Genomic DNA, 21,826 nt, shown 5'->3' on the forward strand with positions numbered 1-21,826 from the left:
GGTGTCAGCCGCATGGATGCGGCTGCCAAGCCTACAAGGACGTACTTGCGGCGTCCCCGCACTCCGACACCGCCCCACCACCCCACAGGAAACCCGCCGTTGCTGTTGCTGTTGCTGTTGCTGTTGCTCCAGCTTCCAGCAGGTGCAGGGCTGCAAGCCCTGCCGAACACCATCCTTACCTCAAACGCAGCAGCAGGCTGCCACCCGCGCACACCACCGCCAGCCAGGCCACGCCGTTCCAACCCCACTGCGCCAGCGCCAGGCTGCCCAGCGCACCACCGGCGGCCATGCCGATGAACATGCCCGTGAACAGCAACGCATTGAGCCGGCTGCGTGCCGGCGGCACCAGTCCGTAGACCAACGTCTGGTGCGCCACCAGCGCCGACTGGAAGCCGAAGTCGAACAGCAGCGCGCTCACCACCAGCAGCGGTAGCAGCGCAGCGGCCGGCAGCCACGACTCGGTCAACAGCAGGCCAAAGCCCAGCAGCGCCACCGCGATCGCCAGCCGCGCCACGGCGTGGCAACCCAAGCGATCGGCGAATCGACCCGCAAACGGCGCGGCCAATGCGCCGGCCGCACCGGCAATGCCGAATGCACCCGCTGCGGCACTACCCAGCCCCAACCGTGCATGCAGCATCAGCGCGAGGGTTGACCAGAACGCGCTGAAGCCCACCGCCAGCAGCGACTGGCTGGCCACCGCACGGCGCAGCTGTGGCTGCTCCCGCCACAACGCCAGCAACGAACCCAACAACGCCGGATAGCGCAGTGTGCTGGTCGGTGCGAAGCGCGGCAGCGCACGCGCCATCACCGCGCCCATCGACGCCACTGATACCGCGGCCAGCACGAACTGCGTGCGCCAACCCCACGCTTCGGCCACTACGCCACTGACCACCCGTGACAACAGGATGCCGAGCAGCAGGCCGGTCATCACCCGGCCGACGATCTGGCCGCGCTGCACATCCGGCGCCAGCACCGCTGCAGCCGGCACGATGTCCTGCGCCAGCGTGGCCATCAGCCCGACCAGCAGGCTGGCCATCAGCAGGCCCGACAGGTGCCCGGCCATCGCTGCGGCGCCCAGTGCCAGCGCCAGCAATGCGGACTTCAGCAGAATGAGGTTGCGGCGGTCGAAGCGGTCGCCCAGCGGTGCCAGCAGCAGGATACCCAGCGCATAGCCGAGCTGGGTCAGGGTCGGCACCAGGCCGGCGGCGCGCTCACCTGCGCCGAGGCCCTGGGCGATCAGGCCCAGCATCGGCTGGCTGTAGTACAGCGAGGCGACCGAGAAGCCGGCGCCGGCCGCCATCGCCAGCACCAACGGGGTGGAAGGCGCGGTCGTTGGTGCCGCAGCGACGGACAGCGAGGGGGTAGACATGGGAGAGTCCGGTGGGGGAAGTGGGCGTATCCTGCCGGTATTCGCGAGGCGTCTGTAGTAGGCTTCCGCACATACACTTCATACGTAAAGCGCATGAATGACCTCGCCACCGGCGCCGATCGTCTGGATCTGCTTCGCACCTTCCTGCGCATCGTCGATGCCGGCAGCCTGTCTGCTGCGGCCGTGCAGCTGGGCACCACCCAGCCGACGGTCAGCCGCCGCCTTCAGGCCCTGGAGCGGCAGTTAGGCCTGCGCCTTCTGCAGCGCTCCACCCACGGCCTGCAGCTGACCGAGGATGGCCTGCGCTGCCAGCGCCATGCGCAACGCGTGGTCGACGAATGGGAGTCGCTACAGGCCGAACTGCACGGCGAACCGGAAACGCTGCGTGGACGCCTGCGGGTGATGGTGCCGCACGCGTTCGGCCAGGCGCAGCTGCTGCCGACCATGCTCGCGTTCCTTGCCCAGCACCCGCAGCTGAGCCTGGAGTGGATCCTTGAAGATCGTCGCCCGGATTTCATCGCAGAAGGCATCGACTGCGCGGTGCGGGTGGGTCCGGTCGACGAACCGCGCATGGTCGCACTGCCGCTCGCCGAAGTGCCGCGCATCGTCGTGGCAGCGCCCTCGTTGGTGGACGCCACAGCAGTCAGTACGCCGGAACAGGCGCAGACACTGCCGTGGATCTCGCTGGTCACCTACTACCGCGAACGCCTGCTGCTGCATGACGCACAGGGCCGCGCGCATACGCTGTCGATCAGCCCGCGCCTGCTCAGCGACAACCTGTTCGTGGTGCAGCAGGCCGCATGTGCGGGGCTGGGCGCAGCGGTGGTCTCGGCCTGGCTGGTGGCCGACGATCTCGCACAAGGGCGGCTGGTGCAGCTGCTGCCGGACTGGCAGGCGCCGGCACTGCCGGTACACGTGGTGTTTCCCGCCGCGCGCCAGCAGCCGCCGCGGCTGCGCGCCTTCATCGATGCGATGAAGGCCGCGCTGCCGCAATTGCATGGAATGCGGCCGGCGCCGCGTTAGGTCATCGGCCGCATCATCCACGCATGGCGTGGATCTACTGATGGTACGGGTAGATCCACGCCATGCGTGGATTCTGCCCCGCCCCGCAATCAGTTGGCCTTGGCCGCCTCGGCATTCCACGCTGCGACCCTGGCCTTGGTGTCGGCCAGCATCTTGTCCAGCGCGGCGCGGTCATACACGTTGCCGCGCAGGATCACGCTGTCGATCTTTTCGGTGGCAGCAATGTCCTGCAGTGGATTGGCGGTCAGCAGTACCAGATCGGCGGCCTTGCCCTGTGCGACACCACCGTAGCGGTCCATCTGGCCGAACCAGGCCGGGCCGGAACGGGTTGCGGCCGACAGCGCCTGCGGTGCGCTCAGGCCTTCCTTCACGAACAGCTGCAATTCCTGGTGCAGGGCGATGCCCGGGAAGTTGAACGAGTTGAGGAAGCCCGCGTCGGTGCCCGCAATGATCGTCACACCGGCTTCCTGCAGCATCGGCAGCACCGCGGCCACCTGGTGGTACTGCGCGTGGCGCGCTTCGATCTGTGCCGGCGTGGCCTTCGCCGCGCGGTCCACGCGCCACTGGTAGGTCGCGCGCAGGCCCGGGCCGATGTAGGCCAGGTACGGATCGTTGGCGTGGTCATCCTGGTCAAGGAAATCGAGGATGCGGCCACCGTTGAGGGTCGGGGTCACGAACACGCCGCGCTTGGCGAAATCGCGGTAGGCGTGCATCGCCGTGTCACGGTCGAAGCTGGCGTCGAGGCGGCGGTTGGCTTCGGCGCGGTCGATGCGGCCGGCACCGAAGTCGGCGGCGATCTGCGCTTCATTCTTGCTGCCTGCCTTGAATGCGTAGTCCAGATGCTCGATCGAGGCCAGGCCTGCATCGACCGCCTGTTCCACGGTCAGCGCCATCGGAATGTGACCCGAGGCCTTGAACCCGGCCTTGCGCGCAGCACTGGCCGAGTACAGGAACAGCTCCGGCTTCAGCGTGCTGTCGGTGATCTTCACGAAATCAACCTTGTCGTGCTGCAGGCGGGCGATCGCCTTGTCGGCGTCGGCCTCGCTTCCCACTTCGATCGTACCCTTCCAGACCGGCTTGATGCCTTCGATCTTCGCGCCGGAACTGAGCAGGCGCGGGCCGAACAGCGTGCCCTTGGCGATCTCGCCGCGCCACTGCAGTACCTGTTCGGGCAGGTCGCCGGAGCAGTCACGCACGGTGGTGATGCCGTGCGCGATGTACAGCGGCAGCAGCGCCTTGTTCTCTTCGATCAACGCCGGGCCGCCGCCGAAGTGCACGTGCATGTCCCACAGGCCCGGGATCAGGTACTTGCCCTTGGCGTCGATCTGGCGGGCCGTACTCCACTGGCTGCGCAGCTGTGCATCCGGGCCGACGGCGACGATGTCCTCGCCGCGGATCACCACGCTCTGCCCCGCCAGGGTGCTGGCGTGCTCGACATCGACCACGGTGGCATTGCGGATCAGCAGGTCGGCGCGCTTGGCGGCAGACGCCGACAGCGGTGCTACCGCAAGGAGGATGGCAAGGGGCAACGGACGGGAACGGAACATGGACAGCATCCTGATGGGCACGCCCAGCGTGCGGGTGGAAGGGGTTTGCATTCAACGCACCGCGCCGTGCTGGCGCAGCAGGGTCTCAATTCCGGTATAGCCGCGCTGGCGCGCGTGCGCCAGCGGCGTCACGCCGTCGCCGTCGGCAAGCTCCGGGTCGGCACCGGCCTCCAGCAGCAGCTGCACGATCTGCACGTGGCGCGCACCGCCATCGCCGAGCAGGATCGCTTCCAGCAGCGCGGTCCAGTGCAGCCGGTTGACATGGTCCACCGCCACACCGGCCCGCAGCAGCGTGCGCACAGTGGCGACGTGACCGCGCTCGGCGGCCGGAATCAGCGCGGTGCCGCCATAGCGGTTGGTGCTGCGCAGATCGGCGCCATGCGCCAGGGTCATCGCCAGGAACTCGTCCAGGCCGCGCGCACCGGCGTACAGGTAGGCGCTGTCCTGCAACGCGTCCTTGGCGTTGACGTCTGCCCCGGCCTCGATCAGCTCACGCGCGGCATCCACGTTGTTGCCATGCGCGGCCAGCAGCAGCGCGGTGCGGCCCTGGCCATCGCGCGCCTCCAGCGTGGCGCCATCCTCAATCGCCTGTCGCACCGCATCGGCGTCGCCGCGGCTGGCAGCATCCCGCAGGCGCGCGTCTGCGTCGGCCCTGGACGTGGCGGTGCAGGCGGGGGTGACCATGGCCAGCAGGCACAACAGCAGCACGCGCGTGAACGGCGCAGGCCAGCCAGCGGAATGATGGACGCGCATGACAGTGTCTCCTCATGTCCGTCGCCACGGAACGCCGTGCGACGGTAGCAACAGCCGGGCATTGCCGGCCCCTGCCCTGCATGGTAGAAGTCGCCCTGGGTATCCAGAAGTGAAATGTTCAAATGCAAGACAGTGCCAAATCGAATAGAACCCTGTTCGAACTGGACCTGCTGCGGGCGCTGGTGATGGTGGCCGACTGCGGCAGCTTCACCACGGCGGCCACGCGCCTGCATTCGACCCAGTCCACGGTCAGCCAGAAGGTGCGCCGGCTGGAGGAACTGGCCGGGCATCGCCTGCTCGAACGCGGCCATCGCGACGTGCACCCCACTGACGCCGGCCACACCCTGCTCGGCTACGCGCGGCGCATGCTCGACCTGAACGAGGAAATGGCGCAGGCGCTGGCCGGTGCGACGGTGGAGACCGCGGTCCGCATCGGCGTGCCCGAGGATTTCGTCAACGCGCAGACCACGCGCATGCTGGCCGCCTTCAGCCGTCGCCACCCGCAGGTGAAGCTGGAGATCAGCAGCGGCCTCAGCCGCGACCTGGCGCAGGGCTTCGACCACGGTGAGCTGGACCTGGTGCTGGTCAAGCAACGCCGCAACAGCCGCCAGGCGGTGCATTGCCGGCGCGAGCCGATGCACTGGATCGACAGCCTGCGCAGCAGCTGCCTGCAGCAGGACCCGCTGCCGCTGGTCACCTTCCCGCCGCGCGGGCTGTACCGCGACGAGATGATCCATGCCGTGGAAGCGCTGGGCCTGCGCTGGCGCATCGCCTTCACCAGCTCGTCGCTGAGCGGCATCCAGGGCGCGGTGGCCGATGGCATCGGCATCAGCCTGCTGCCGCGCCGCGCGGTCAGCCGCGAGCACCGCATCATCGATGGAGAGCGCGAGCTGCCGGTGATCGACAACTACGAGATCGGCCTGCTGCATCGCGCGGACGCCGATGATGCCGTGCGCGCACTGGCCAGCGAGCTGTGGCGGCAGGTGCAGCGCGAACCGGACTGAGCACGGTAGATCCACGCCATGCGTGGATGCCTTTCGCGCATCAAGCATCGAAACTTGGCCAATCCGGCCGCACGGCGGGCAACATCGCCTCGTAGAGTGCCCGTTGTTTCCGTGCCCCACGGCGCCTCGCCATGTCCGATGAAATCCCCACCCGCTTCGATCCCCTGCCCGCTGCACTGCAGACGCATCTGCAGCACCAGCGCTCGCTGATCGCCGCGCGCGTGGCGGCCGGCTTCCCGACGTTGCCGGTGCAATGGCCGCTGGCGGCCAGCACACTGCAGCGCGTGGTCGATGCCGAGCTGATCGACCGTGCCGACTGCGATGGCTGGGAAGCGCTGGGCGTGGCGTTCGGTGACACCCTGGCCCAGCGCGTGCCGGGCCTGGCCTGGATGCAGGTCACCGATGCCTGGGGCATCGACGCGGTGCTGCGTTATGCCAACAGCAGCCTGCAGATCGGCGCCAGCACGCTGCTGCTCAAGCGCGTCGAGCAGGGCGAGATCATCGACATCGCCCACCTGCTTGCGTGGCTGGAAGAGTTCGTCGCTACCCGCGCCGACGATTACGTATGAAAAGCCGCCGAGCGTGGCTCGGCGCTACACGGGTTGGCCCGGCGTGGATCTACAGCCAACGGCCATCAACTACCACGCGTCGCTCCACCGGCACTGCGGCCACAGCGGCCGGGCCGTGGTCGGCACGCACCGCCACGAATGTGGCCGGATGCCCTTCCACAAGACCGTACTGCGGCAGCCCGATCACCTGCGCGGCATGGGTGGTCACCATGTCCAGCGCCAGCATCAGGTCGGCATCGGTATGGAAGCCGGAGCGGTAGCCCAGCAGCATCGCCCGCTGCAACAGATCGCCGTTGCCATACGGCCACCAGCAGTCACGGATGTTGTCGTTGCCCGCGAACACGCGCACACCGGCATCATGCAACGCGCGCAGCGGCGGGAATGGATGATCGCCCGGCGCGTTGCTCATGATCGCCACGCCCGCCGTCGCCAGCGCCTCGCCCACCTGCAGCGCGCGTGCCAGCGGCACCTCGCCCAGCGAATAAGCATGACTGACCGCCACCCTTCCCTGCAGGCCGGCGGCCCGGGTGCGCGCGGCGATACGCAGCAGCTGCGCCAGGCCGGTTTCGCCGGGCTCATGCAGATGGATGTCCAGCTGAACGCCGTAACGCTCGGCCAAGCCGAACAGCAGCGCCAGCTGGCCTTCGGCATCACCGTCGAGCGTGGTCGGGTCGATGCCGCCGAGCACCTCCACGCCCGCAGCAAGGGCCTGCTCAAACACCGCTGCGGTACCAGCGCAGGACATCACCCCGGCCTGTGGGAACGCCACCAGCTGGATGCGCATGATGTCGGCACAGCGCAATGCGGCCTCGCGTACCGCTTCCAGGTGACGCAGGCCGGTGCTGCCATCGATATCGACATGGCAGCGCATTGCCACTGTGCCGAAGCCGCTGCACTGGCGGATCAGCGCCTCGGCGCGATCGACCATCGGCGCCGCAGCCGCCACTGCCGCCTTTTCCACCGCCAACCGCTCACGCAGGCTGTTCACCGGCTGATGCGGATGCCAACGGTCGCCGACGAAGCTCTTGTCCAAGTGGATGTGGCCATCCACCAACCCCGGCAGCACCGCAAAGCCCTGCAGATCGACGCTTTCCGCCCCTTCAGCCGGGCCGGTATGGCCGTTGAGCCCGCTGATGCGGCCATCACGGATGTGGAAGTGCAGCGGTGCACCGTCGCGGTCGACACCGCCGTGGATGAACTGCAGGGTCATCGGGAATTCCCGGAAAGCCAAGACTGGCGCCATCCTGCGCCTCGATAGCGCCATCGGCCAACGAAATATCTGGATGCCATACATTCATCAGAACGATGATTCCCCCTGCGACAACCGGTCGCAGCCACGCCGTGCACACCCCTGAACGGGTAACATGGGCGCCTGTTTCCGCTGTGATGCCGCATGGGCCCGTCCGACCGCCACGATCGTCTCCGCCGCTGGCAGGCCGCGTCCCTGCTTGCCGCCGCTCCGATCGCCAGCCTGTCCGCCACTGATGCTGCGGCCGCCGCGCCGCTGCAGTCGCCGCCAGGCCAGCAGCGCATCGCCCCGGCTGCACTGGTCGAGCGCCTGCACCAGCGCGTGCTGTCCGGGCAGAGCGCCACCGCCACGCTGGAACACTGGTGCGCAGAGCACGGCCTGGCCGAACAGGCGCGGGTGCGCGCCGTGCGCGTACACGGCCAGGACAAGCCTGCCCCCGCCGACGTGCTGCAGGCGCTGGGCGTGAAGCCGGGTACCGACCTGCGCTATCGCCGCGTGCAGCTGGTCTGCGGCAGCCGCGTGCTGTCCGAGGCCGACAACTGGTACCTGCCCGGCCACCTCAGCCCGGCCATGAACCAGGTGCTGGACAGCACCGATGAACCGTTCGGTCGCGTGGTCGGCCCGCTCGGTTTCCAGCGCCAGACCTTGGCTGACCAGACGTTCTGGCCGCCGCGGGGCGAAGGCGACCGCGGCGTGATCCTTGAAGTGCGCGCCCTGCTGCGCGACCGCCAGCAGCAGCCTTTCAGCTACGTCATCGAGTCATACCTGCAACAGGCGCTTCCGTAACGCGCCGTGGCGCCGGGCATCCGCCGGCGCTACGGGCCCGTGATGCCGTTGGCGGCCGGATCCACCGAGAACACGAAGCGCCCACCATGCTGGTCCCTGCCCCATGTCATCGGCGCCGTGGCCAGGCTGTAGACCGGGGCCGCCTTGTCCGTGCCGATCGCCTCGGACCAGGCACTGAAATCCTCATCGGTACGGCTTCGGATCTCGCCAACACACAGGCTGTAGCCACAGGCGAAAGACACCAGCGTGCCGTCGCTGCCGATGAGCCGGGACGCGGCCGTCCTGTAGAGCCGGGTCAGGTCCTGCACTTCCGGGTGGCCAGCCGCATCGCGCTCGAACTGGCTGATCGCCTGCGCGAAAGCCTTGTCGGAACCCAGCAGCGCCTCACTCTTCTGCACGGACACCGCACCCTCGCTCAGCAGCATGCGCTCGCCCTCGAGGAAGTGGCCCTCCGGTTGCGCGAGCCCAGCGGCAGCCGTCGTGGCACTCGATGCCGTTGCCGCGCGCGATGGCCCAGCGTGCTCCGCTGGCTGCGCGTGAGACTGCGCAGGCGCGGCATTGGCCACCTCCGCGGCATCCTCCACGCTGGCCGCCTGCCTGCCACTGCAACCTGCAATGGCCACCACTGCAATCACACTTCACACCCTGACATCCATGCGCATCCTCCTCCGGGTAGCGCCACAGCATGCCACGCGCGCAGCGGCAACACGGGTGCACTGCACAAAGAAAAGCCCAGCAATGCTGGGCCTTTCGTTCGCCTGCGGAATCAGCGGAACCGGTAGTCCAGTTGCACCCAGTACTGGCGGCCATACGGGTCGTAGTTGCCAACCGGATAGAACGGCCAGCCGCCTCCGTTCTTGTCCGCCGGCGGGCGGCTGTCACGCAGGTTGTTGACGATTACGCCCACCGACAGGTTCTCGCCGAACTGGCGGAACACGCTGGCGTTGTACGTCATGTACGGCGCGATGCGGCCACTGCCATCGGTCTTCGGCAGCGAGCCGAAGCGGTTGCCGTACAGCGTGGTGGTCCAGTCACCCTGGTTCCAGGTGATGCTGCCGTTGGCCTTGCTGCGCCACTGGTAGTCATCCAGCGAATTGCGGATGTCACGCTCCGGATCATCGGAGAACTGTCGGTATTTGTGCTCCAGCACCACGGTGTAGGCCAGGCGCGTGGTGAAGCGGCCATAGCGGCCGGCATCGAAACGCCAGTTGCCCTTCAGGTCCAGGCCGCGAACCGATTCGGAGGCCGCGTTGATCGGATTGATCAGCACACGGGTCACCTGGTCTGGCTGCACGGTTGCATTGGACGGGTTGCGGATCACCCGCGACAGCGCGTCCTGGCACAGCGGCGAACCGATATCGCGCGCTTCGCCACCCAGCGTCCGGCCCAGGCGGCAGTCGGCCTCATCACGCAGGATGCGGCTGGTATCGAGGCTGGTCACTTCGTTGTCGATGCGGATGTCGTAGTAGTCAGCGCTGAAATCCAGGCCGGACAGCGGCGACCAGACCACGCCGAAACCATACGACTTGGCCGATTCCGGCTGCAGCTGCGCATTGGCGCGGTTGCTGTAATCAATCGACAGGCCGTTGTAGTCGCAGTTGTCGTACGACTGGCCCGCAATGCGGCAGCGCCAGTAATCGGTCATGCCCGGGTTGTAGCCGCGGGTTTCGGTGGCAAACACGTAGTTCATGTCCGGCGCACGGAAGCTGGTCGCCGCCGTACCACGGATCAGCAGGCTCTCGATCGGACGGAACTCGACGCCGAAACTCCAGGTGGCCTTGCCGATGTGCTCGCCACCGGCACGGTACTGGTCATAACGACCGGCCAGGGTGGTGGTCAGCGACTGCAGCAGCGGCAATTGCAGCTCCACACCTGCAGCGTAGCGGTCACGCTCGCCACCGGCGCCGACGCCTGCACTGGTGTTCCAGAACTCGCCGCTGCCCAGGCGCGGGTCCGGTCGGTTGCGATAGCCCTGGCTGCCGGCCTCGACCACCGCTGCCAACGCCGCATCGCCCCCAGGCAGCGCGAACAGGCGGCCGTTGACGCTGGCGCTGAAGGTCTGCAGCCATGCCGCGTTACGGCTTTCCTGGTAGTCGGACAGCGCCTCGTATTCGTTCGGGGTCAACGGCTGGAACAGGCGCGCCGGATCCGGCGCATAGACCTCAACGCCGTTGCGCACACCCAGCTTCGGGCCGAGCAGGTATTCGTTGATGCCGGCCAGCAGCACCGGGCGGCGGGTGCGGTTCTCGTATCGCGAGCGGCTGTAGACCGCCTCATAGTCCCAGCCGCTGTCGCCGATCTGGCCACGTGCACCGACGTTGAACGACCACGAGTTTTCCAGGAAGCGGTTGGCATTGCGCGGCAGCCCGCCGATTTCCTCCGGCGCGAAGCGGCGGTACCAGCTTTCCAGGTTGCCGGTGTTCTGGTTGTAGAAGTAGTTGCGGGCCGAGGTCCAGGTCGGCGCACGCGTGTTGTTGTAGATCCGCGCGCTGCCCACGGCGACATCGGCAAACAGGTCAGTGGTCTCGTTGACGTGGAAGGTCAGCAGGCCATAGCCATTGAGGTTGCGCTTCTGGGTCTGCACGGTCCAGTAGCTGGCGGCGGCCTCGTTGCTGCCGCAGTACCAGCCCTGGCGAGGGTTGAAGGCGCGGAACACGCTGCCGCCATAGATGTCAGACGCTCCGTCGCAGCCACTGACGCCCGGATCGATGTTGCGGCCGGTGGCGGCATTGCGGCGATAGGCGATCGCGGTCGCCTGCGGCGCCTTGCCGGCCGGATCATCATCCAGCGAATCCATGAAATCGCGCTGGCGTGCGTGGATCGCCTTGCGCACATCGAACTCGAAGCCGAACAGCGCATCCCAACGCTCGCCGGAACTACCACCGACCACCTGCGCGCGCTGGTTGTCGCCGCCGCCCTGCTGGGTGCCACCGGCGCGCACGTTCACATCCACGCCCTCAAAGCGGTCCTTGAGGATGATGTTGACCACGCCGGCGATCGCATCGGAGCCGTATACCGCAGACGCACCTGCCGCCAAGACCTCGATGCGCTCGATCAGCGCACTGGGAATGTTGGCCAGGTTGACCACGTTCACCGACCCTTCGTAGGCCAGCGGGTAGTCGGCCTGGCGGCGGCCGTTGACCAGCACCAGCGTGCGGTTCGGGCCCAGCCCGCGCAGGTTGATGGTGTTGGCGGCCGGGGTGAAGGTGTTGCCGAAGTCCTCGCCCTGTACGTTGCCGGTGTTCTCGGTCAGCGCGCTCAGTGCGTCGAAGGCATTGCGGTAGCCCTGCGCATCGATCTGCTCGCGGCTGATCACCGTCACCGGCGACGGGCCCTCGACACTGGCGCGTGGAATGCGCGAGCCGGTGACCTTCACTTCCTGCAATGTGGTGGGTGCGCTTTCCTGCGCGAAGGCCGGCATCGAGACCAGCATCAGGGACGACAGTGCGAGCACCAGCGGACGCGGGCGCAGCGCCTTGTGGGAGGCGGACATGGGCTTCCTGGGGAGTTGGGCGGGTGGTGGTACGGGGGCAGCGGCCTGTACGGCGCATAACGATCCCGTAACGAAAGTGTCCTGAATGGGGGGTTTCAACGGAAATGACCAGGCCTGATGGGCTTATGCCTGAACCGAATCAGACCCGCAGTGCCATCCACCACACTTTTGCAATGTTTTGAATGGTGCAGGGCTGCAGGCACGGCCATCGTGCCGGGGATGATGACCCCGTACCCCACTTCCCTCCTTCCCCCATTGCGCCCGGTGCTGCGCCGTCACCTGCTGCAGCTGCAGGCCGCACCGGTCACCCTGCGCCCTTTCCAGCGTGCCGACCTGCCGCGCTGGCGCCTGTTCGATGACCGCCGCCGGCGCGGCCGCCGCGATCCGTCCGTCATCGATGAGGAAGCGCGCTTCCTCGCCCACATGCATCGCTCACGCCTGGAACAGGACAACGACCAGCTGCTGCTGGGGGTGTTCGATGACGAGCACGGCAACGTACTGGACCAGCTGCACGTACGGCTGCAATCACTACAGGCGCGCAGCGCCGAACTGCTGTCGCTGCAGCATTGGCACCCGCATGCCGACGCGGCGCTGCAGGCGCTGTGCCCGTTCCTGTTCGAGGACGTCGGCCTGCATCGCCTGTTCGTGATGCTGCCACCGGACTGCAGTGATCCGTTCGCCACCGCGCTGCGGGCCTTCGGCTTCGAGCAGGAAGGCCTGCTGCGCGACCATCATCTGGATCTGGATGGCTGGCAGGATCGCCAGCTGCTGGCGCTGACCGCACCCATGTGGCGGAGCAAGCACAGGATGCTGGACTAGCGCACCCGCTCCAGCGCGTTGCCGGCACCGGTCAGCACCGAGCAGGCGTGGTCCTGCAGCTCTTCGGCGCTGGCCTCGTTGCCGGTGCCCGCGTCCACACGGGTGGCCAGCAGGATGAAGCCCGGGACGCCCTGCACGGCGTCCCGGCCCGCCACAACCAGGCTCCACTGGCCGACGTCGTCCACGCCTGCGAGGTCGTAGGCCAGCAGATTGAGCGGATTGGCGGTCAGTTCTGCGCCCGGCAGCAGGCGTGCCTGGTACTGATGGCCGCGCAGCAGCCCCGGCAGCGGTGTCCACTGGCTGCCCAGAGCGGCAGCATGCGTGTCCAGCGCCTGCAGCACGTCGGCACGCAGGCAATCCACGTGAATATGCAGCTGATGTTGCGAGCGGCCATGCGGTGAATTCAGCGCCAGGCTGGCAACGTTGCGCGGCAGCGGTTGGCCCAGCGCCCGTTCGGTGTGGGTGCGGGCCAGCCAGGCCGCGCCGAAGTAGTTGGGTGCACCACGCTGGTACAGGCTGCGGCTCTCGATGCCGCTGACCTTGTCCAGCGGCATCAGCAGGAACTGGTAGTCGCCGTGCGCGTCCTTGACCAGCACATCGCGGCGGTATGCTGCCGTCTCCACGCGCAGGCAGTCGCCGCGTGGACCTTCGGCGCCCCGGCAGTCACGTTCGATCAATCGCCACAATGCGTCGGAATGGGCCGGCGGCGGCGGTGGCGCGCTGGCACAGGCGGACAACAGCAGCAGGGACGACAGCAGGAAGGGGCGCAAGGACACGGCAACGACTCACGGAGCAGGCACGGCAGACAGCGCCGCGCTGCATTCTAGCCAGTGCAATGCTGCAATCAGTAGGTGCCGAACGGCACTTCAACCACGATCGGAGCGGCACCCTCGCCGGCCTGCAGGCTGTAGCGGTCCAGCGCGCCATCGTCATCGGCGTGCGGCTGGCGCTGGAAATGCAGCGGGTAGCGGGTGTCCCCCAGGCGCACGGCGCTGCCGTCGACCTCCAGCGCGGCGCCTTCCGGAATCAGCAGCCCGCCCAGGTCGCTGTACGCGCCAGGAACATCGGCAAAGCTGTAGTCGGCCAGCTCGTCCACCCGCTGCATCGCATAGACGTGCGGTACATAGGGACGTGCGGGGCTGCGACCATTACTCAGGTCGGTCACCCAGGCCTGCGGCAGGTGGTACTGCTCGCGCAGCGCGGCCACGCCCAGCGAGGGGCTGGCCACCTGCAGGCAGCACACCGCCCGCTTGCCCTCACGGTCTAGAATGGCGAAACGGTCACCGCGGGTGGCCGCCTGCGGCAGCATGGCGAAGGCCAGGTTCCGCTGGGCCGGCGCGTAGCCGGATTCGGTCTGCAGGTTGCGCCAGGCGCCGAATACCGGGGTTTCGACCGGCGCGGGTTCCGGATCGGCAGCGGAGGCGGCAAACGCCACGCCCAGCAACGACAACACCAGCGCCGTCATCGTCTTGTCCTTGCCGCGGAAACTGCCTGCCGTCATACCGTATCCAACACCTGCGCCGGAAAGGCCCGGACTGCCCGCTGGCGTACTGCCAGCCATTCCTCCCACTATGCAATGACCACGCTGTGCCGGCAATGACCGGGGCGCTGACGCCTTTCGCACGCTCGGTGCTATCGTTCCCGCCATCTTCCCCTGCGCAGGAGCGCTCGCATGTCCGCATTCCGTCTGTCCCTGTTGCTGCCGGCCTCCGCCCTGCTGCTGTCGGCCTGCGTCAGCACCCCTGGCCCGGAGGTCAAAGGCAGCGGCCGCTGCGACGCCAGCCAGCTGGGCTGGGCGATCGGCCAGCCGGCCAACGAGCCCAACATCCGCCGCCTGTCCCGCGAGAGTGGTGCCGGCCTGGTCAACCCGATCGGCCCCAGCACCATCACCACCAAGGACATCCGCCAGGACCGCCTGCGCGTGTTCGTGGACAAGGACAACATCATCACGTCCACGCGCTGCGAGTAAGCGCGGCAGCGGACTTTTGTAGAGTCGAGCATGGCTCGACTCTACATTTCAGGGTTCGGTATACCCCGCGCAATCCGGCAGCGCCTGGTCGGGGTGGAATACCCCATCGCTGAAGCGGAACAGCCGCGTGTAGGTGCACGCCGGGTCCTGCTCGGTGCGCAGATCCTGCTTCTTCAACGGCCTCTTGGCCAGCGAATCCTCGAAGCGCGAAACACCGGCCGGGAACCGGGTCGCCACGGTCTGGTAGCGCAGCACCGGCATGCCCTCGGCCGCCGTCTCCAGCCCCAGCTTTGCCGAGAATCCATACTCATCGTGGCAGGCGCCTGCCCGCTGCTTGATGTCCTGCTCGCTGAAACAGGCGCGGATCATCGCATTGCCCAGCCATGGCACGGTCAGTACGTCGTCGTCCACCTGGACGTCGTCCTGCAGGTGGCGCACGCGTGCCAGTTGCAGCGTGGATGCGTCGGCACCTCCACCGGAGTACATGGCGCTGAACGTGACGATGCCACCCACCAGCACATTCTGGCGGGCGCGCTGCTGCGGGTCGGTCACCGGTTCATCGCTGCCCACGCCGGGTGCCAGCCGCACGATCCACGGCCACAGCGACAGCTCGCTTTCCTGCGGCACGTCGATGCTGACGTGGTAGGTGTGCGGCGTGCCCTGGCCCGGTGCCTTCTCAAGCACTTCCAGCACAGTCGGCCGGTCACCATCGTTGGCAACCGGCTGCACGCGCACGCACCAGTTGCCGTCCCGCGTGCACTCGTAGAGCCCCGCCGGCCCCGTCTCATGGGCGATCAGCACCTGCCCCAACGGCTCCATCACGTTGCCCGCAGCGTCACGCTGCTGCGGCAGGATCGAGCCCTGCGCCAGCGCCAGCATCGGGGTGGCCAGCAGTGCAACGCACACGGTCGTGCGGGCAAGGACGGGGGGCATGGATGAGATTCCTGCTCGTGGAATCAAGATGGTAGCGCAGGAATAGCGGAACGATCGCGACCAGCCCGGTCAACCGGAACCCAGGCGGCACACTACCTGTCAGAACGGCGCTCCCAACTACGCCCCTCCAGCAGTACGGAGAATGGCCGGGGGAGCGAAGCCGTCATCAGTTGACGACTCGATATTCTCACCATCCCAGCTTGCCTGAGTGATCCACTCCACAGCCTTCTCAGCGAAGTCAGCGAAAGTGGGAGCAAGAAGGTACTTGGTTTCTTCATCCGCACCAAAGGCAATCATCTGTCCTTCAGCACCGTCAATATCGGGATCGAAATCCAATCCCATGTGATTGCCGCCACCATCGTGCGTCAGCGGTATCCAACGTGCATTGGTATACATCGGCTTCACCACCCCCGCAGGACTGGACTTCATGAACTCCGCGCAGTCCTCGTTCATGCCGTCGGCCTCGATCTCACGCCAACCCTGCCACTGCCGCCTGATCTCCATGGACGAGAGCATCTGAGTGCCGAACAGAAGCCCGGCCCCATCCTGCCCGTCGTGAATCATCAGCAGCTGCCTGAGCAGATCTGGCAAAGCGACTCCAAGCTGAGCTTCCAGTTCAACCAACTCGCTTTCGGAAGCTCCCGGCCGCAACTGCACTTCATCCAGACAATTCTTCTCGTGAAGCGACGCTTTGATGGACGCCCATATCTGATCCGCACTCTGCATTGGTTCTGTATCCGTTTCAGCCAAGACCTCAGCCTAGTGCGAACCCGATCAGTGATGAATGCAAGAGATCCGAATTTTCAGAGAGTGCGCCGCTAATGCCCACTACAGTCGCAGCCACCCCACCCTTTCGCCTTCGACGTCTGGCCGATACCCGGGTTGAAGGTATTGCTCGGGTCCAACTGCCTGTAGAACCCGGCCAGCGCAGGCTTGGCCGGGTACAGGTGGCCGACGTTGTGCTCGGCTGGATACTCGGCGCCACGCTGGTCCAGCAACGCCCACATCGCATGCTCGATCGCCATCGGGTCTTCGCCTTTGCGCGCGATGTAGTCCTGGTGGAACACGTGGCACAGGAAGTGCCCGTAATACAGCTTGTGCAGCAGGCGGCCATCGATATCGACCGGCAACTGCTCGAACCAGTCGGCATCATCGCGGCGCAGGGCGATGTCCAGCGCGACGATGTCCTGCACCTGGTCGCGGTGCACCTCGCGGTAGCGCACCGCGGCGCCGGCCACAGCGAAGCGATGCAGGAACGCCTTGCGCCCCTCATCGGCCGTGCAGTGGAAGTAGCCGCCCTCATGGTCGGCGAAGAAGCCGCGCAGCCAGGCCTCGGTTTCCGCGGCGTCCTGCGCGGAGACCTTCAGCAACAGGTGATGCTCATAGCGCTGGCGGAACTCGCCCATGCGCTTGGGCAGGTGCGAGGGCAGCAGGCCGGTCAGCACCTGCATCACCCGGTCGGTCACCCCGCGCAGGCCCAACCGCTCGAACCAGCCATCGACGCGGCTCTTCAGTGCGAAGGCGGCCGGCACGCGGGCGGTGCCGAGGCGGTCGATCAGCAGAAAACTGTCCTTGCCGTAGCGCTCGCCGATGTCATAGGCATCGCGGTGGATGTATTCGCCGGCAATCGGCAAGCGTTCGAAGCCGGTCAGCAGCTGGCGCCGGATCGCGGTGAGGCTGTCGGTGCGGTTGCTGCCGATGTAGAAGACTTCGGCGGCCTCCTTCTCGAAGGTATCCAGGCGCACCGCGAATACTGCCAGCTTGCCGGCAGACCCCGCTGCCTCGAAGTGGCGGCTGGGGTCGGCATTGAAGCGTGCCGGCGTATCGGCATCGACCCGGCGCACTTCCTCGGCGTAGCGTGGATCGGAGGCGGCGCGGCCATCGCCGTCCCCAACGTCGGCAGCAGCATAGTCGCCGGCCTGCAGGCGCTGCAGGATCTGCTCGGGCGTATCACCCAGCGCGATGCCCAGATGGTTGACCAGCTGCAGCTGGCCCTGCGCATCGACCTGCGCGTACAGTGCCAGTTCGGTGTAGGCCGGGCCACGGCGCACCAGCGCGCCGCCGGAGTTGTTGCAGATGCCACCGAGTACCGACGCACCGATGCAGGACGAGCCGATGACCGAATGCGGTTCGCGGCCGAGCGGTGCCAGCGTCTGCTCCAGGCGGTCCAGCGTCGCGCCAGGCAGGCACAGCACCTGGCGGCCTTCGTTCAACAGCTGGATGCCGGTCAGGCGCAGCGTGCTGACCAGCACGATCGGACGCCCATAGTCGCTGCCATCCGGGGTCGAGCCACCGGTCAGGCCGGTGTTGGCCGCCTGCAGGATGATCGCCGCTCCGCCCTGCACCGCCGCCTGCAGCACACGCCACAGCTCCAGCAGCGTCCCCGGGCGCACCACCGCCAGCACCGGGCCGTCGCCGAAACGGTAGCCACGGCGAAAACGGCGGGTGGCCTTGTCGCCGGTCAATACATGGCGGTTGCCGACCGCATCGCGCAACTGCGCCAGCACGGCATCGTGGCCACTCATGGCAGGCTGACCAGCGAATCGCGACCGATGTCGGCGATGCGGCGCGCACCGGTCAGTGTCATCGCCACGCGCATTTCCTTCGCGATCAGGTCCAGCAGGTTGGCCACGCCCGCCTCACCCTGCGCTGCAAGTGCATAGACGAAGGCACGGCCCAGCAGCACGGTATCTGCACCCAACGCCAGCATGCGCACCACGTCCAGGCCAGTGCGGATGCCGGAATCGGCGAGGATCTTCAGATCGCCCTGTACCGCATCGGCAATCGCCGGCAGTGCGCGTGCGGTGGACAGCACGCCGTCCAACTGGCGGCCACCGTGATTGGAGACCACGATGCCATCGGCGCCGAACTTGACCGCATCACGTGCGTCATCCGGGTCGAGGATGCCCTTGATCACCATTGGGCCCTTCCAGAACTCGCGGATCCACTCCAGGTCCTTCCACGAAATGGAAGGATCGAAGTTGCTGCCGAGCCAGCCGATGTAATCCTCCAGCCCGGTCGGGTTGCCGCGGTAGGTGGAGATGTTGCCCAGATCATGCGGGCGGCCGAACAGGCCGACGTCCCACGCCCAGTGCGGGTGGGTGATGGCCTGGCCGATGCGGCGCAGCGAGGCGTTCGGACCGCTCATGCCGGAGTGGGCATCGCGGTAGCGCGCACCCGGCACCGGCATGTCCACGGTGAACACCAGGGTGGTCACGCCCGCAGCCTGCGCGCGCTCCAGCGCATTGCGCATGAAGCCACGATCGCGCAGCACGTACAGCTGGAACCACATCGGCCGCTGGATGGCCGGTGCCACTTCCTCGATCGGGCACACCGATACGGTGGACAGGGTGAACGGGATGCCTCGGCTGTCGGCCGCGCGCGCCGCCTGTACCTCACCGCGCCGGGCATACATGCCGGTCAGGCCGACCGGGGCGAGCGCCACCGGCATTGCCAGCGTTTCGCCGAACAGCTCGGTTTCCAGGCTCAGGTCGGACATGTTGCGCAGGATGCGCTGGCGCAGCGCGATGTCGGACAGGTCGGAAACGTTGCGCTTCAGCGTGTGCTCGGCATACGCGCCGCCATCGATGTAGTGGAACAGGAACGGCGGCAGCCGGCGTTGCGCTGCGGCACGGTAATCGGTGGAGGCGGAGATGATCATGGGGTCAACCGTGTGGGGAAGGTAGACGCGAGGCCCGCGCACGCCGGGCTTCGTTGTCATCGAGGGTGCGCAGCGTGGTGTGCACGAACTCGAGGTGGGCATGCGCGGCGGCGCGCGCGCGTTCGGGGTCGCCGGCAAGCACCGCGTCCATCATCTCGCGGTGCTGGTCAGACAACGGCGAGAAGGTCCTCGCCGAGGTGTAGAGCTTTTCGCGGCTCTGCGAGATGTTGGTCTGCAGCAGTTCGAACAGCCCGCGCATCACCTGCAGCAGCACGAGGTTGTGCGAGGCCTCCGCGATGGACAGGTGGAAGGCCGCGTCGGCCTCCGCTTCACCGGTGGGGTCGTTCTTGCCGTGCGCGTCCATCATGGTCTGGAAGGCCTGCGCGATGCGCGTGCGGTCCTCGTCGGTGGCTCGCAGCGCCGCATGCCAGGCGGTGGCACCTTCCAGCGCGTGGCGGATCTCCAGCACGTCGAAGCGGTATTCCGGGTCGCCCTGGAACAGCGGCAGGTACGGCGCCAGCGGTTCATCCAGCGCCTGCCGCGCGCGCGCCGCCGGTTCGGCCACGTAGGTGCCGCCACCGACCCGTGCGGTCAGCAGGCCCTGGCTGGCCAGCTGCGCGATGGCCTCGCGCAACGCCGTTCGCGAGACCCCCAGCTGCACCGCCAGGGTGCGTTCGGCCGGCAGCCGGTCGCCCGGCTGCAGCCGCTGTTCCTGCACCAGGCCGCGCAGCTGTGCGGCCACCTTGTCCGAAATACGTTGCGTGCTCATGGCGTCATTGTGGCCCGAAGCGCGCAGCGGGTGGTCGGCTGACCGTGCATGGCTCAGGGAATCATCCAGGTCAGCCAGTAGGCCTGGGCCAGGGTGATCAGGCCGACCATCGTGGTGAAGATCAGGCTGTGCTTGACCGTGAAACGGAACAGGTCCGATTCCTTGCCGGCCAGGCCGACCGCCGCGCAGGCAATGGCGATCGACTGCGGCGAGATCATCTTGCCGGTCACGCCACCAGTGGTGTTGGCCGCCACCAGCAGCACGTCGGACACGCCGATCTGCTGCGCGGTGGTCGCCTGCAGTGCCGAGAACAAGGCGTTGGATGAAGTATCCGAGCCGGTCAGGAACACGCCCAACCAGCCCAGGAACGGCGAGAAGAACGGGAACGCATCACCAGTGTGCGCCAGTGCCAGCGCCAGCGTCGCCGAAAGGCCCGAGTAATTGGCGATGAAGGCGAAGGCCAGCACCATGCCGATCGAGTAGATCGGCATGCGCAGCTCACGCACGGTCTCACCGAAGGTCTGCAGCGCCGAACGGGCCGGCATGCGCAGCGCGATGATGGCGATCACCGCGGCGAGGATGATCGAGGTGCCGGTGGCCGAGAACCAGTCGAACTTGTAGATCGCCTCGTAGCTGAGCGGTGCATCCACGATCGGCGGCATCTTCTGCACCATCTGGTCCAGGCCCGGCACCGGGATCTTCAGCACCCAGCTTTCCAGCGGGCCGCCCGCCGCGAACAGCGATTTGAACGGTTTGATGCTCCACAGCGTGACCATCGCAGTGAGGATCAGGAACGGCGACCAAGCCTTGGCGATCTGGCTGACGCTGTAGCGCGGCGCCTCCAGTGCCTGTGCGGCCGCCTCGGCGCTGGTTTCGGTGTCGAAGCGGAAGATCCGCACCGGCTTCCAGCGGCGCAGGAACAGCGTCAGGCAGACCAGCGAGGCCAGCGACGCGGTGATGTCCGGCAGCTCCGGGCCGATGAAGTTGGAGGTCAGATACTGCGCGATGGCGAACGAACCACCGGCCACCAGCACTGCCGGCCAGGTTTCCTTGATGCCGCGCCAGCCATCCATGATCGCCATGATCCAGAACAGCACGATGATCGTAAGGAACGGCAGCTGGCGCCCAGCCATCTGGCCGATCTCGAAGGCATCCAGACCGGTGACCTGCCCGGCCACGATGATCGGAATGCCCATCGCACCAAAGGCGACCGGCGCGGTGTTGACGATCAGGCACAGGCCGGCGGCATACAGCGGTTTGAAGCCCAACCCGACCAGCAGTGCCGCGGTGATCGCCACCGGTGCACCAAAACCGGCTGCACCCTCCAGGAAGGCACCGAAGGCGAAGCCGACCATCAGCATCTGCAGGCGCTGGTCCTCGGTGACCGACAGGATCGAGGCGCGAATGATGTCGAACTGCCCGGTCTTGACCGAGACTTTGTAGAGGAATACCGCGCCGATGATGATCCAGGCGATCGGCCACAGGCCGTAGACGAAGCCGAAACCGGCCGCGCCCAGCGCCTGGCTCAGCGGCATGCGGTAGAACAGCAGGGCGACGCCGAGCGCGATGGCCACGGTGATCGTGCCGGCCAGCCAGCCCTTCATGCGCAGCACGGCCAGGGCGACGAAGAAGAACGCGATCGGCAGCAGCGCGATCAGGCTGGACAACCACAGGTTGCCGGCGGGGTCGTACAGGTGTTGCCAGGGCTGCATGGGGGCTCTCGACTGGGGCGGGATGTGCTCCACCGCAGGCGGTGGGTCGCCATGGTCGTCGATTATTGGTATTACCAATAATGATTCGATCAGACCACTTGCAGCGGATTTAACCGCCGCTCCGACGAAGCGCCTATTAGACCATAGGGCTAGATGCCATATTGGTCCGA

The 21,826-nt window shown here is 67.0% G+C and carries 20 protein-coding genes; 6 read left to right on the forward strand and 14 right to left on the reverse strand.

Going from position 1 to position 21,826, the window contains the following annotated elements:
* Positions 1-175 precede the first annotated feature (175 nt).
* Positions 176-1,369: an MFS transporter gene (locus tag ACZK3J_RS13635; protein WP_478475953.1), complete on the reverse strand. Its 1,194-nt coding sequence runs from the start codon at positions 1,367-1,369 to the stop codon at positions 176-178.
* A 93-nt stretch (positions 1,370-1,462) separates the two neighbouring features.
* On the opposite strand from ACZK3J_RS13635, the gene ACZK3J_RS13640 reads away from it, so the two are divergent.
* Positions 1,463-2,392: a LysR family transcriptional regulator gene (locus tag ACZK3J_RS13640; RefSeq protein ID WP_049463083.1), complete on the forward strand. Its 930-nt coding sequence runs from the start codon at positions 1,463-1,465 to the stop codon at positions 2,390-2,392.
* Positions 2,393-2,481: 89 nt separating this feature from the next.
* Here the strand turns inward: ACZK3J_RS13640 and ACZK3J_RS13645 are convergent, their stop codons facing one another.
* Together ACZK3J_RS13645 and ACZK3J_RS13650 are read right to left on the reverse strand one after the other, a co-directional pair.
* Positions 2,482-3,939: an amidohydrolase family protein gene (locus ACZK3J_RS13645; RefSeq protein WP_478475954.1), complete on the reverse strand. Its 1,458-nt coding sequence runs from the start codon at positions 3,937-3,939 to the stop codon at positions 2,482-2,484.
* 51 nt (positions 3,940-3,990) lie between these two features.
* Entirely contained in the window at positions 3,991-4,692 is a 702-nt protein-coding gene (locus tag ACZK3J_RS13650; RefSeq protein ID WP_478475955.1) for an ankyrin repeat domain-containing protein, read from the reverse strand.
* Positions 4,693-4,814: 122 nt separating this feature from the next.
* Between ACZK3J_RS13650 and ACZK3J_RS13655 the strand changes: the two genes are divergently transcribed.
* Complete coding sequence (locus tag ACZK3J_RS13655) at positions 4,815-5,696, forward strand: LysR substrate-binding domain-containing protein (RefSeq protein WP_033833894.1); 882 nt, start codon at positions 4,815-4,817, stop codon at positions 5,694-5,696.
* Positions 5,697-5,827: 131 nt separating this feature from the next.
* Positions 5,828-6,265: a DUF3806 domain-containing protein gene (locus ACZK3J_RS13660; RefSeq protein WP_478475956.1), complete on the forward strand. Its 438-nt coding sequence runs from the start codon at positions 5,828-5,830 to the stop codon at positions 6,263-6,265.
* Positions 6,266-6,314: 49 nt separating this feature from the next.
* Here the strand turns inward: ACZK3J_RS13660 and ACZK3J_RS13665 are convergent, their stop codons facing one another.
* On the reverse strand, positions 6,315-7,475 hold the full coding sequence (locus ACZK3J_RS13665; RefSeq protein ID WP_478475957.1) for an amidohydrolase family protein: 1,161 nt from the start codon (positions 7,473-7,475) through the stop codon (positions 6,315-6,317).
* Between the two features lie 183 nt (positions 7,476-7,658).
* Here ACZK3J_RS13665 and ACZK3J_RS13670 point away from each other — a divergent pair, with 183 nt between their 5' ends.
* The gene (locus ACZK3J_RS13670) at positions 7,659-8,300 is read left to right on the forward strand and encodes a hypothetical protein (RefSeq protein WP_049463088.1); all 642 of its coding nucleotides are present in this window, start codon (positions 7,659-7,661) and stop codon (positions 8,298-8,300) included.
* A 29-nt stretch (positions 8,301-8,329) separates the two neighbouring features.
* Here ACZK3J_RS13670 and ACZK3J_RS13675 read toward each other — a convergent pair whose 3' ends face one another.
* On the reverse strand, positions 8,330-8,725 hold the full coding sequence (locus ACZK3J_RS13675; RefSeq protein ID WP_478475958.1) for a hypothetical protein: 396 nt from the start codon (positions 8,723-8,725) through the stop codon (positions 8,330-8,332).
* 341 nt (positions 8,726-9,066) lie between these two features.
* Positions 9,067-11,793, reverse strand: coding sequence for a TonB-dependent receptor plug domain-containing protein (locus ACZK3J_RS13680; RefSeq protein ID WP_478475959.1), 2,727 nt, complete (start codon positions 11,791-11,793; stop codon positions 9,067-9,069).
* 219 nt (positions 11,794-12,012) lie between these two features.
* Between ACZK3J_RS13680 and ACZK3J_RS13685 the strand changes: the two genes are divergently transcribed.
* On the forward strand, positions 12,013-12,612 hold the full coding sequence (locus tag ACZK3J_RS13685) for a GNAT family N-acetyltransferase (RefSeq protein ID WP_049463091.1): 600 nt from the start codon (positions 12,013-12,015) through the stop codon (positions 12,610-12,612).
* Here the strand turns inward: ACZK3J_RS13685 and ACZK3J_RS13690 are convergent.
* Both ACZK3J_RS13690 and ACZK3J_RS13695 read right to left on the reverse strand, forming a co-directional pair.
* Positions 12,609-13,388 carry a CDP-diacylglycerol diphosphatase gene (locus ACZK3J_RS13690; protein WP_478475960.1) on the reverse strand — a complete coding sequence of 260 codons (780 nt, stop codon included), beginning with the start codon at positions 13,386-13,388 and terminating at the stop codon, positions 12,609-12,611. The two genes, ACZK3J_RS13685 and ACZK3J_RS13690, sit on opposite strands and share 4 nt — an antisense overlap.
* Positions 13,389-13,456: 68 nt before the next feature.
* Positions 13,457-14,113, reverse strand: coding sequence for a decarboxylase (locus tag ACZK3J_RS13695; RefSeq protein ID WP_478475961.1), 657 nt, complete (start codon positions 14,111-14,113; stop codon positions 13,457-13,459).
* Between the two features lie 171 nt (positions 14,114-14,284).
* Between ACZK3J_RS13695 and ACZK3J_RS13700 the strand changes: the two genes are divergently transcribed.
* Complete coding sequence (locus tag ACZK3J_RS13700; RefSeq protein ID WP_005413768.1) at positions 14,285-14,581, forward strand: hypothetical protein; 297 nt, start codon at positions 14,285-14,287, stop codon at positions 14,579-14,581.
* Positions 14,582-14,629: 48 nt separating this feature from the next.
* Here ACZK3J_RS13700 and ACZK3J_RS13705 read toward each other — a convergent pair whose 3' ends face one another.
* The 6 genes from ACZK3J_RS13705 to lldP form a co-directional block, all read right to left on the reverse strand.
* Positions 14,630-15,514: a hypothetical protein gene (locus tag ACZK3J_RS13705; RefSeq protein ID WP_478475962.1), complete on the reverse strand. Its 885-nt coding sequence runs from the start codon at positions 15,512-15,514 to the stop codon at positions 14,630-14,632.
* 117 nt (positions 15,515-15,631) lie between these two features.
* Positions 15,632-16,264 carry an SMI1/KNR4 family protein gene (locus ACZK3J_RS13710; protein ID WP_257471621.1) on the reverse strand — a complete coding sequence of 211 codons (633 nt, stop codon included), beginning with the start codon at positions 16,262-16,264 and terminating at the stop codon, positions 15,632-15,634.
* A 68-nt stretch (positions 16,265-16,332) separates the two neighbouring features.
* Positions 16,333-18,039 carry a D-lactate dehydrogenase gene (dld, locus tag ACZK3J_RS13715; protein WP_049463094.1) on the reverse strand — a complete coding sequence of 569 codons (1,707 nt, stop codon included), beginning with the start codon at positions 18,037-18,039 and terminating at the stop codon, positions 16,333-16,335.
* Positions 18,036-19,175 carry an FMN-dependent L-lactate dehydrogenase LldD gene (gene lldD, locus ACZK3J_RS13720; protein WP_014037557.1) on the reverse strand — a complete coding sequence of 380 codons (1,140 nt, stop codon included), beginning with the start codon at positions 19,173-19,175 and terminating at the stop codon, positions 18,036-18,038. The genes dld and lldD overlap by 4 nt, the downstream gene beginning before the upstream one ends.
* Positions 19,176-19,179: 4 nt before the next feature.
* Positions 19,180-19,944 carry a transcriptional regulator LldR gene (gene lldR / locus ACZK3J_RS13725; RefSeq protein WP_005410034.1) on the reverse strand — a complete coding sequence of 255 codons (765 nt, stop codon included), beginning with the start codon at positions 19,942-19,944 and terminating at the stop codon, positions 19,180-19,182.
* Between the two features lie 53 nt (positions 19,945-19,997).
* Complete coding sequence (gene lldP / locus ACZK3J_RS13730) at positions 19,998-21,656, reverse strand: L-lactate permease (RefSeq protein ID WP_180837660.1); 1,659 nt, start codon at positions 21,654-21,656, stop codon at positions 19,998-20,000.
* Between the last annotated feature and the right edge of the window lie 170 nt (positions 21,657-21,826).

The organism is Stenotrophomonas sp. 86428_Sma (genome assembly GCF_056481585.1).

Excerpts from the sequence above, each read along its gene's own strand:
- ACZK3J_RS13635 (WP_478475953.1), bottom strand. The coding sequence starts at position 1,369 with ATGTCTACCCCCTCGCTGTCCGTCGCTGCGGCACCAACGACCGCGCCT.
- ACZK3J_RS13640 (WP_049463083.1), top strand. The coding sequence starts at position 1,463 with ATGAATGACCTCGCCACCGGCGCCGATCGTCTGGATCTGCTTCGCACC.
- ACZK3J_RS13645 (WP_478475954.1), bottom strand. The coding sequence starts at position 3,939 with ATGTTCCGTTCCCGTCCGTTGCCCCTTGCCATCCTCCTTGCGGTAGCA.
- ACZK3J_RS13650 (WP_478475955.1), bottom strand. The coding sequence starts at position 4,692 with ATGCGCGTCCATCATTCCGCTGGCTGGCCTGCGCCGTTCACGCGCGTG.
- ACZK3J_RS13655 (WP_033833894.1), top strand. The coding sequence starts at position 4,815 with ATGCAAGACAGTGCCAAATCGAATAGAACCCTGTTCGAACTGGACCTG.
- ACZK3J_RS13660 (WP_478475956.1), top strand. The coding sequence starts at position 5,828 with ATGTCCGATGAAATCCCCACCCGCTTCGATCCCCTGCCCGCTGCACTG.
- ACZK3J_RS13665 (WP_478475957.1), bottom strand. The coding sequence starts at position 7,475 with ATGACCCTGCAGTTCATCCACGGCGGTGTCGACCGCGACGGTGCACCG.
- ACZK3J_RS13670 (WP_049463088.1), top strand. The coding sequence starts at position 7,659 with ATGGGCCCGTCCGACCGCCACGATCGTCTCCGCCGCTGGCAGGCCGCG.
- ACZK3J_RS13675 (WP_478475958.1), bottom strand. The coding sequence starts at position 8,725 with ATGCTGCTGAGCGAGGGTGCGGTGTCCGTGCAGAAGAGTGAGGCGCTG.
- ACZK3J_RS13680 (WP_478475959.1), bottom strand. The coding sequence starts at position 11,793 with ATGTCCGCCTCCCACAAGGCGCTGCGCCCGCGTCCGCTGGTGCTCGCA.
- ACZK3J_RS13685 (WP_049463091.1), top strand. The coding sequence starts at position 12,013 with ATGATGACCCCGTACCCCACTTCCCTCCTTCCCCCATTGCGCCCGGTG.
- ACZK3J_RS13695 (WP_478475961.1), bottom strand. The coding sequence starts at position 14,113 with ATGACGGCAGGCAGTTTCCGCGGCAAGGACAAGACGATGACGGCGCTG.
- ACZK3J_RS13700 (WP_005413768.1), top strand. The coding sequence starts at position 14,285 with ATGTCCGCATTCCGTCTGTCCCTGTTGCTGCCGGCCTCCGCCCTGCTG.
- ACZK3J_RS13705 (WP_478475962.1), bottom strand. The coding sequence starts at position 15,514 with ATGCCCCCCGTCCTTGCCCGCACGACCGTGTGCGTTGCACTGCTGGCC.
- dld (WP_049463094.1), bottom strand. The coding sequence starts at position 18,039 with ATGAGTGGCCACGATGCCGTGCTGGCGCAGTTGCGCGATGCGGTCGGC.
- lldD (WP_014037557.1), bottom strand. The coding sequence starts at position 19,175 with ATGATCATCTCCGCCTCCACCGATTACCGTGCCGCAGCGCAACGCCGG.
- lldR (WP_005410034.1), bottom strand. The coding sequence starts at position 19,944 with ATGAGCACGCAACGTATTTCGGACAAGGTGGCCGCACAGCTGCGCGGC.
- lldP (WP_180837660.1), bottom strand. The coding sequence starts at position 21,656 with ATGCAGCCCTGGCAACACCTGTACGACCCCGCCGGCAACCTGTGGTTG.